Origin of the sequence: Mycobacterium sp., from assembly GCF_050701515.1 — a bacterium.
Taxonomy (GTDB): domain Bacteria; phylum Actinomycetota; class Actinomycetes; order Mycobacteriales; family Mycobacteriaceae; genus Mycobacterium.
In genome coordinates this window covers 1-6,436 of sequence record NZ_JBOGDB010000251.1, presented here as the reverse complement: position 1 = coordinate 6,436, position 6,436 = coordinate 1, and the positions used below count along the sequence as shown (strand labels likewise).

The 6,436-nt window shown below is 65.8% G+C and carries 6 protein-coding genes and 1 pseudogene; 2 read left to right on the top strand and 5 right to left on the bottom strand.

What is annotated here, in order from left to right; all coding sequences use genetic code 11:
- Together ACRDU5_RS19295 and ACRDU5_RS19290 are read right to left on the bottom strand one after the other, a co-directional pair.
- Positions 1-162 (bottom strand): annotated as a pseudogene (locus ACRDU5_RS19295) (deazaflavin-dependent nitroreductase); the annotation flags it as partial.
- Between the two features lie 12 nt (positions 163-174).
- Complete coding sequence (locus ACRDU5_RS19290) at positions 175-1,017, bottom strand: NAD(P)H-binding protein (RefSeq protein WP_526616382.1); 843 nt, start codon at positions 1,015-1,017, stop codon at positions 175-177.
- A gap of 83 nt (positions 1,018-1,100) precedes the next feature.
- Between ACRDU5_RS19290 and sigI the strand changes: the two genes are divergently transcribed.
- A complete protein-coding gene (sigI, locus tag ACRDU5_RS19285; RefSeq protein WP_526616380.1) occupies positions 1,101-1,991 on the top strand; it encodes an RNA polymerase sigma factor SigI in 891 nt (296 codons plus the stop codon).
- A gap of 35 nt (positions 1,992-2,026) precedes the next feature.
- Here sigI and ACRDU5_RS19280 read toward each other — a convergent pair whose 3' ends face one another.
- The 3 genes from ACRDU5_RS19280 to ACRDU5_RS19270 all read right to left on the bottom strand — a co-directional run bounded on the left by ACRDU5_RS19280 (position 2,027) and on the right by ACRDU5_RS19270 (position 5,282).
- Complete coding sequence (locus ACRDU5_RS19280) at positions 2,027-2,611, bottom strand: fasciclin domain-containing protein (RefSeq protein WP_526616378.1); 585 nt, start codon at positions 2,609-2,611, stop codon at positions 2,027-2,029.
- A gap of 132 nt (positions 2,612-2,743) precedes the next feature.
- Positions 2,744-4,492: a cytochrome c biogenesis protein DipZ gene (locus ACRDU5_RS19275; protein ID WP_526616377.1), complete on the bottom strand. Its 1,749-nt coding sequence runs from the start codon at positions 4,490-4,492 to the stop codon at positions 2,744-2,746.
- A gap of 121 nt (positions 4,493-4,613) precedes the next feature.
- Positions 4,614-5,282: a fasciclin domain-containing protein gene (locus ACRDU5_RS19270; RefSeq protein WP_526616376.1), complete on the bottom strand. Its 669-nt coding sequence runs from the start codon at positions 5,280-5,282 to the stop codon at positions 4,614-4,616.
- Between the two features lie 189 nt (positions 5,283-5,471).
- On the opposite strand from ACRDU5_RS19270, the gene ACRDU5_RS19265 reads away from it, so the two are divergent.
- Positions 5,472-6,436 (top strand): 1-deoxy-D-xylulose-5-phosphate reductoisomerase (locus tag ACRDU5_RS19265; protein WP_526616375.1); only part of this gene is annotated, 965 nt, incomplete at its 3' end.

The following is a 6,436-nucleotide window of genomic DNA, read 5'->3' as shown; positions in this document are numbered from 1 at the left end:
CTGGAACTCGAACGGAGTCATCGGGGTGCTGCGTAGTCGGCCCGACTTGCGGCCCGGCACCGTTAGGACCATCGCCGGCCCGGTCCGGAGCCCAAGCTTCTGAAGCCCTTTCACCACTCTGTTCATTGGTTTGAGGTAGCGCGGTGGGACTGGATCGGACATGTGTTGTCTCCCTTACTTGTTGGTGAAGATGTCACGATGCTCGGTAACCGACTGCGCAAACGATTGGGCCGAGCGGCCCAGGATTTCTTCCACGTCGCGGGTCACCACCGCCGGTTTCTCGACCGTCACGAACAGGTAGGCGATGTAGGCGTCGGCGAACTCGGCCGGAAGACCGGCTGCTACGAATCGCTGCCTTACCGATTCGGCCGACACTTCCTGATAACGCAATGGACGACCGAGGATCGAGCCGATGACTTCCACCAGCTCGGCGTTGGTGAACGCCTCCGGCCCGGTCAACGGAATTCTCTGGCCTACAAGCTCATCGGTGATCAACGCTTCGGCGGCCACCGCGGCGATGTCGGTTTCCACGATGGGGGCGGTCGATGCGCTAGCGTACGGGCCGTTGACCACGTCGCCCGCCTGGATCTGCGGCGCCCACATGCCAAGGAAGTTGGTGGCGAACACGGTTGGCCGCAGACTCACCCACTCCAGACCGGAGCCGACGGCGAGCTGCTCGACCTCCTTGTTGCGATCGCCGCGAAACCGTGACGGCTGACGCGAGAAGTCGTCATCGGCGTTGATGGCCGACAGCGCAACAAGTCGGTTGACACCCTCGCGGCGCGCCAATTCCACCACCCGCGCGAGATCCTCGCCGAGCGCGCGCGAGTTGAGAAACACCGCCGATGTGCCGTGCAGGCCGGCGGCGGCCGAGCTCACCACCTCCACGCCGGCGGGAAACTGTGCGGTGGCCGGGTGACGAGTGACGGCGCGTACCTCGACGCCTGCGTTCGCGAGCTCAGCGACAAGTGGGCGACCGACGTTGCCGGTCGCTCCCGTGACAAGAATTGCGTTCATGCAACCAAGGACGGCGCGCGCGAGTGAAAAGTTACCAGGCGCGTTTGTGTAACTTTTCGCCTCGCTGGTTCGTCTTTATTTGCATGAGGGATTCGCCGTCGGTCGAGGCGGCGTGGCGCAGTCACCGACCGTACCTGGTGAATCTCGCCTACCAGATGCTGGGCGATGTCGGCGAAGCCGAAGACGTCGCCCAGGATGCGTTCCTGCGGCTGGCCCGAACGGACCTGGCCCAGATCGACGACATCCGGGGCTGGCTTACGGTGGTCGCCGGACGGCTCTGTCTGGATCAGGTTCGCTCCGCGCGGGTGCGCCGCGAACAGCCTGAGGAGAACGGCATCCTGGAGGCCTCTCGGCCGGTGAACCAGTCACCAAATCCCGATCCGGCCGAGCGGGTCACGTTGGACGACGAGATCCGCGACGCACTGTTCGAGGTGCTGCGGCGGCTGTCGCCGGGCGAGCGGGTGGCGTTCGTGCTGCACGACGTGTTCCAGATTCCGTTCGAGGAGATCGCGCAGACGGTGGGCCGGCCGATCGGAACGTGTCGGCAGTTGGCGCGTCGTGCCCGGGCGAAGTTCCAGGGCGCCGCGCCGCCGGTGACCGATGTATCCCGCGTCGAGCATCGGCAGGTCATCGACAAGTTCATCGCGGCGTGTGCCGACGGCGACCTGCAGGCGCTGACCGAGGTCCTCGACCCCGCCGTGTGGGGAATGGGAACGATCCTCGGCGATCCCGTAGCACCGCCGCAGATCAACCACGGCCCGCAGGAGGTGGCGACGAATCTGCTTCGCTACCTCGGCCACGGCGCCACGGTGGTGAGCGGGCCGGTCGGACAGCCGGTGTTGCTTGCTTTCACCAACCGGCGGCTTTTCGCGGTCCTGGTTCTCACCTTGCGTGACAACCTAATCGTGAAGATCGAGGCGACGGCCGACCCGTCGGCGCCCGGACGCACGGCCGGGCAGCCCGATCCCAGCTAGTCGGGCTGCCCGGCTTAGTTCTATTGTGGTCGAAGCTAATTCGCGGGCGGCATCAGCACGGTGTCGATCATGTACACCTGAGCGTTGGCCGTGGCGACGCCACCGCACACCAACCCGGCGTCGTTGACCTTGAGGTTGTTGCCCTCACCGGTCACCGTGAGTTCGGCGCCCTGCACGGTCTTGTGCGTGCCGACAACCTGTGTCGGGCCGGCCTGGCCGGGCACCACGTGATAGGTCAGGATGCTGGTGAGCAGAGCCGAGTCGGTCTTGAGCTTCTCGATGGTCGCCGGGTCGATCTTGGCGAACGCGTCATCGGTCGGAGCGAACACGGTGAACTCGCCGCCGTTCAGCGTATCGACGAGATTCACGTTCGGATTGAGCTGACCCGACACCGCCTTGGTCAGCGTCGTCAGCATCGGATTGTTGGACGCCGCCACCGCGACTGGGTCCTGCGCCATGCCGGCCACCGAACCGGGACCCATCGGCACCTGCTGGGCGTAGGCAGAACAAGCCGGCCCGACCAGTTCGGCCGACGCACTCGCCGCGGTGGTCAGCGACAGGCCCATCGCCGCCGCAGCGGCCAGACCGGCAACCGCGGCCGTCTTCTTGGTGTTCTTCATCGGATATCCACCTTCTTTGTCGCGGACGGCCTCAGGTGCCGCCTCTCTTTGTTCGCACCAGTTATTCGGAGCTCAAGCACCTGCGGATGGGTGGCGCCATCGAATCGACGAAAAATGTGCACGTACAAGGCGTTATCCGTAGGTGAACGAGAATGCCTGCAGTCCTGGGGTCAGCCGCACCGAGAGTTGGCCGTTTCGGTCCTCGTCGTCAGCGACAATCTGACGCAGCGTCGGTGGTCCGCTGATCGGGATGGCGGCGTCTTTGCCGTCGCGCTTGACGGTTACCGTGCCGGTCCCGCCGACCACCAGATAGACATTGCGGGCGCGGTAGTTCAGTTCGATGCCGGAGCGGTCGCCGTCGGCGGTGATGCCTTGGAAGTCGAGCGTCCACCGGCCTTGCAAGGCAAAGGAATCCTCGGCCAGCGTCGGCGGATGGTCGAACATCCGCGATCCCTGCTCGTAGGCGCCGGCGCCGCCGTAATTGACGACTTTGCCCACGCTGAAATACGTCTCGGGCGTGGTCTGCTCCCGCGGGGTAGTGTCCACGGCGTCGACCGGCGGCGGAAGGTCGATGCCGCGTCGCGCATCGGTAAGCAGTTGCCGGATCAGTTTCTCGGTGGTGTCGTAGTCGCCCTCGCCGAACTTGATGTGCCGCACGGTTCCGTTCGCATCGATCAGATACTTGGCGGGCCAGTAGCGGTTGCGGTAATTCGTCCAGGTCGAATACCCGTTGTCCATGGCGATGGGATAGCTGATGCCGAGATCGGCGGCACCGCTGGCGACATTGCTCTCGACACGCTCGAAGGCGTATTCGGGGGTGTGCACCCCGATTACCTCGAAGCCCGAATCCCGGTATCGGTCGTACCAGTCGACGATATGCGGGATGGCGCGCTGGCAATTGATGCACGAATAGGCCCAGAAGTCGAGCAGCACAACCTTGCCGCGCAACGACTTCAAGTCGACTGGCGCGTTGCCGGGCGTGTTCAGCCACTTGGTGATGCCATTGATGTCGGGCGCTTCGCCACAGCTTTCCAACTCGGGCGCGCCGTTGGAGCAGTTATCCAGTTCGGCGTTTTGATCGTTGACCAAGCCGCCCAGGTTGAGCTTCTCGCGGATCTGGTCGTCGCCGCCGACGCTGGACTGCAGCACGCCGGTGTAGTCGGGAATGGCCCGTTGCAGCGCCGCCGGCAGGTTGAACACCAGCGCGAGAGCCAACAGGATCGTCACGACGCCTGCGGCGATATGGATCTCGCGCTGACGGCGGCGGAACGCGGTGACCCGCTCGGCGACTCGCCTGCCCGCGAGTGCGAAGAACAGCAACGGAAGCGCAGCGCCGATCGCGAACGACAACGTCAAGGCGATGGTGTTGAGCCCGATCGTTCCGGTGGCACCTGCGATCACGATGGCCGCCAGAACCGGTCCGGCGCAGGGCACGTACAACACGCCCAGGGCGAGGCCCAGGCCGAATCCACTGCTGCCGTTTCCGAGCTGCTTCTGCGGCAGCCGCGAGAACGGCTTTTCCAGCAGCGCTTCGAACTTGGGGAATATCAAGCCGATGCCGATCGCCACCAGCGCGGCGAGTGCGACCCACCGGATGACGTCCTGCGGTAGATGCAGCAGGGACAGCAGCGCGGAACCGACCAGCGTGACGACGCTGAAACTGAGCACCAGACCGGCGATCACCAGATACGGCCGCAACGTCACCGACAGCGCCGGCTTGACTTTGACCGCGGTCGCGACGCCGCCGCCGACTTCGGCATTGGAATCGCCACGGGCGCTTTGCGTTCCGGAGAAGAAGATCACCGGCAAGACGGGAAGGATGCATGGCGAGATGCCAGTGATCAAGCCGCCCAGGAAGCCGATCAGCGCGAGTGTGAACATGGCAGTTATTCGGAGCCGCAACGCATTTGGATGGGTCGCCATTTCTCACGAGAAGACGCAAAAGCCCCCGAACACTCGGCGTGTCGGGGGCTTTCGCGTCTTCTCGCGACAGGACCGGGACCTAGTTGGCCGGCGGCATCAGCACGGTGTCGATCATGTACACCTGGGCGTTGGCAGTTGAGACACCACCGCACACCAACCCGGCGTCGTTGACCTCGAGGTTGTTGCCCTCACCGGTAACGGTGAGTTCGGCACCCTGCACGGTCTTGTGTGTGCCGACAACCTGCGTCGGGCCGGCCTGACCGGGCACCACGTGATAGGTCAGGATGCTCGTCAACAGGTCCGAATCGGTCTTGAGCTTGTCGATTGTCGCCGGGTCGATCTTGGCGAATGCGTCGTCGGTGGGTGCGAAGACGGTGAACTCACCGCCGTTGAGGGTCTCCACGAGGTTCACGTTCGGGTTGAGTTGGCCCGACAGCGCCTGGGTCAGCGTCTTGAGCATTGGGTTGTTAGACGCCGCCACCGTCACCGGGTCCTGCGACATTCCGGCAACCGAACCCGGGCCCTCGGGCACCTGCTCCGCGTAGGCAGCGCAGCCCGGACCCACCAGGGTGCCCGCCGGCTCCGCCATCGCGGTCGTCGTGGCAGCCGGTGCAGAAGTGGTCGTTTCGGCAGGCGTTGTCGTCTCCGTCGCGGTGGACGAGCTGTCGGTCGAACACGCCGACAGGCCGAGAATCGCCAGTGCCGCGATGCTGGCGGCTGCAAGTGTGCTGCGCTGAACATTTTTCATGTGTGCTTCGACTCCCTAATCGCGGACGGCTTGTGCCGCCGCCCTCTGGACTGACACCGGGGATTCGAAGTGACACCCAGCACGGATCGGTGCGGGCGTAGCACGTCACATTTGGGTCACATTTGCCTTTCCCAGCCGCGGGTGGCCCCATCTCGCGGGAAAGATCCCGCGGCGCGGCACAATGGATCGGTGAGCACGAACGAGCGGCTGAGGGTCCTGGTGCTGGGCAGCACCGGTTCGATCGGTACCCAGGCGCTGGAGGTCATCGCCGCAAACCCGGACCGCTTCGAGGTGGTCGGGCTGGCGGCCGGCGGTGGCAATCCGGACCTGCTCGCCCGCCAACGCTCCGAAACCGGCGTGACGAACATCGCCGTCGCCGATTCCACGGCCGCCGAGCAGGTGGGCGAGATCACCTACATAGGGCCGGACGCCGCCACCCGGCTGGTGGAGAACACCGACGCCGACGTGGTGCTCAACGCTCTGGTCGGCGCGCTCGGGCTAGAACCCACGCTGGCCGCGCTGAACAGCGGCGCCAGGCTTGCCCTGGCCAACAAGGAATCGCTGATCGCGGGCGGGCCGCTGGTGCTGCGGGCGGCGAAACCCGGCCAGATCGTGCCGGTCGACTCCGAGCACTCGGCGCTGGCCCAGTGCCTGCGCGGCGGCACCGCCGACGAAGTCGCCAGCCTGGTGCTCACCGCCTCCGGCGGACCGTTCCGCGGGTGGGCCGCCGCCGACCTCGAGCGCGTCACACCCGAGCAGGCCGGCGCGCATCCCACCTGGTCAATGGGCCCGATGAACACGCTGAACTCGGCGTCGCTGGTCAACAAGGGCCTGGAGCTGATCGAGACCCACCTGCTGTACGGCATCCCCTACGACCGCATCGAGGTCGTCGTCCACCCGCAGTCGATCGTGCACTCGATGGTCACCTTCACCGACGGAGCCACGATCGCCCAGGCCAGCCCGCCCGACATGCGGCTGCCGATCGCGCTCGCGCTGGGCTGGCCCCGCCGGGTGCCGGACGCCGCGGCGGCCTGTGCCTGGGACGTGCCGCAGAGCTGGACGTTCGAGCCGGTCGACCACGACGCGCTGCCCGGGGTCCGCCTCGCGCGTTGGGCGGGGGAGGCCGGGGGCTGCGTCCCGGCCGTGTTCAACGC

What these genes read in the sequence shown, in the direction of transcription:
- sigI (WP_526616380.1), top strand. Translation starts at nt 1,101, where the DNA reads ATGAGGGATTCGCCGTCGGTCGAGGCGGCGTGGCGCAGTCACCGACCG.
- ACRDU5_RS19280 (WP_526616378.1), bottom strand. Translation starts at nt 2,611, where the DNA reads ATGAAGAACACCAAGAAGACGGCCGCGGTTGCCGGTCTGGCCGCTGCG.
- ACRDU5_RS19270 (WP_526616376.1), bottom strand. Translation starts at nt 5,282, where the DNA reads ATGAAAAATGTTCAGCGCAGCACACTTGCAGCCGCCAGCATCGCGGCA.
- ACRDU5_RS19290 (WP_526616382.1), bottom strand. Translation starts at nt 1,017, where the DNA reads ATGAACGCAATTCTTGTCACGGGAGCGACCGGCAACGTCGGTCGCCCA.
- ACRDU5_RS19275 (WP_526616377.1), bottom strand. Translation starts at nt 4,492, where the DNA reads ATGTTCACACTCGCGCTGATCGGCTTCCTGGGCGGCTTGATCACTGGC.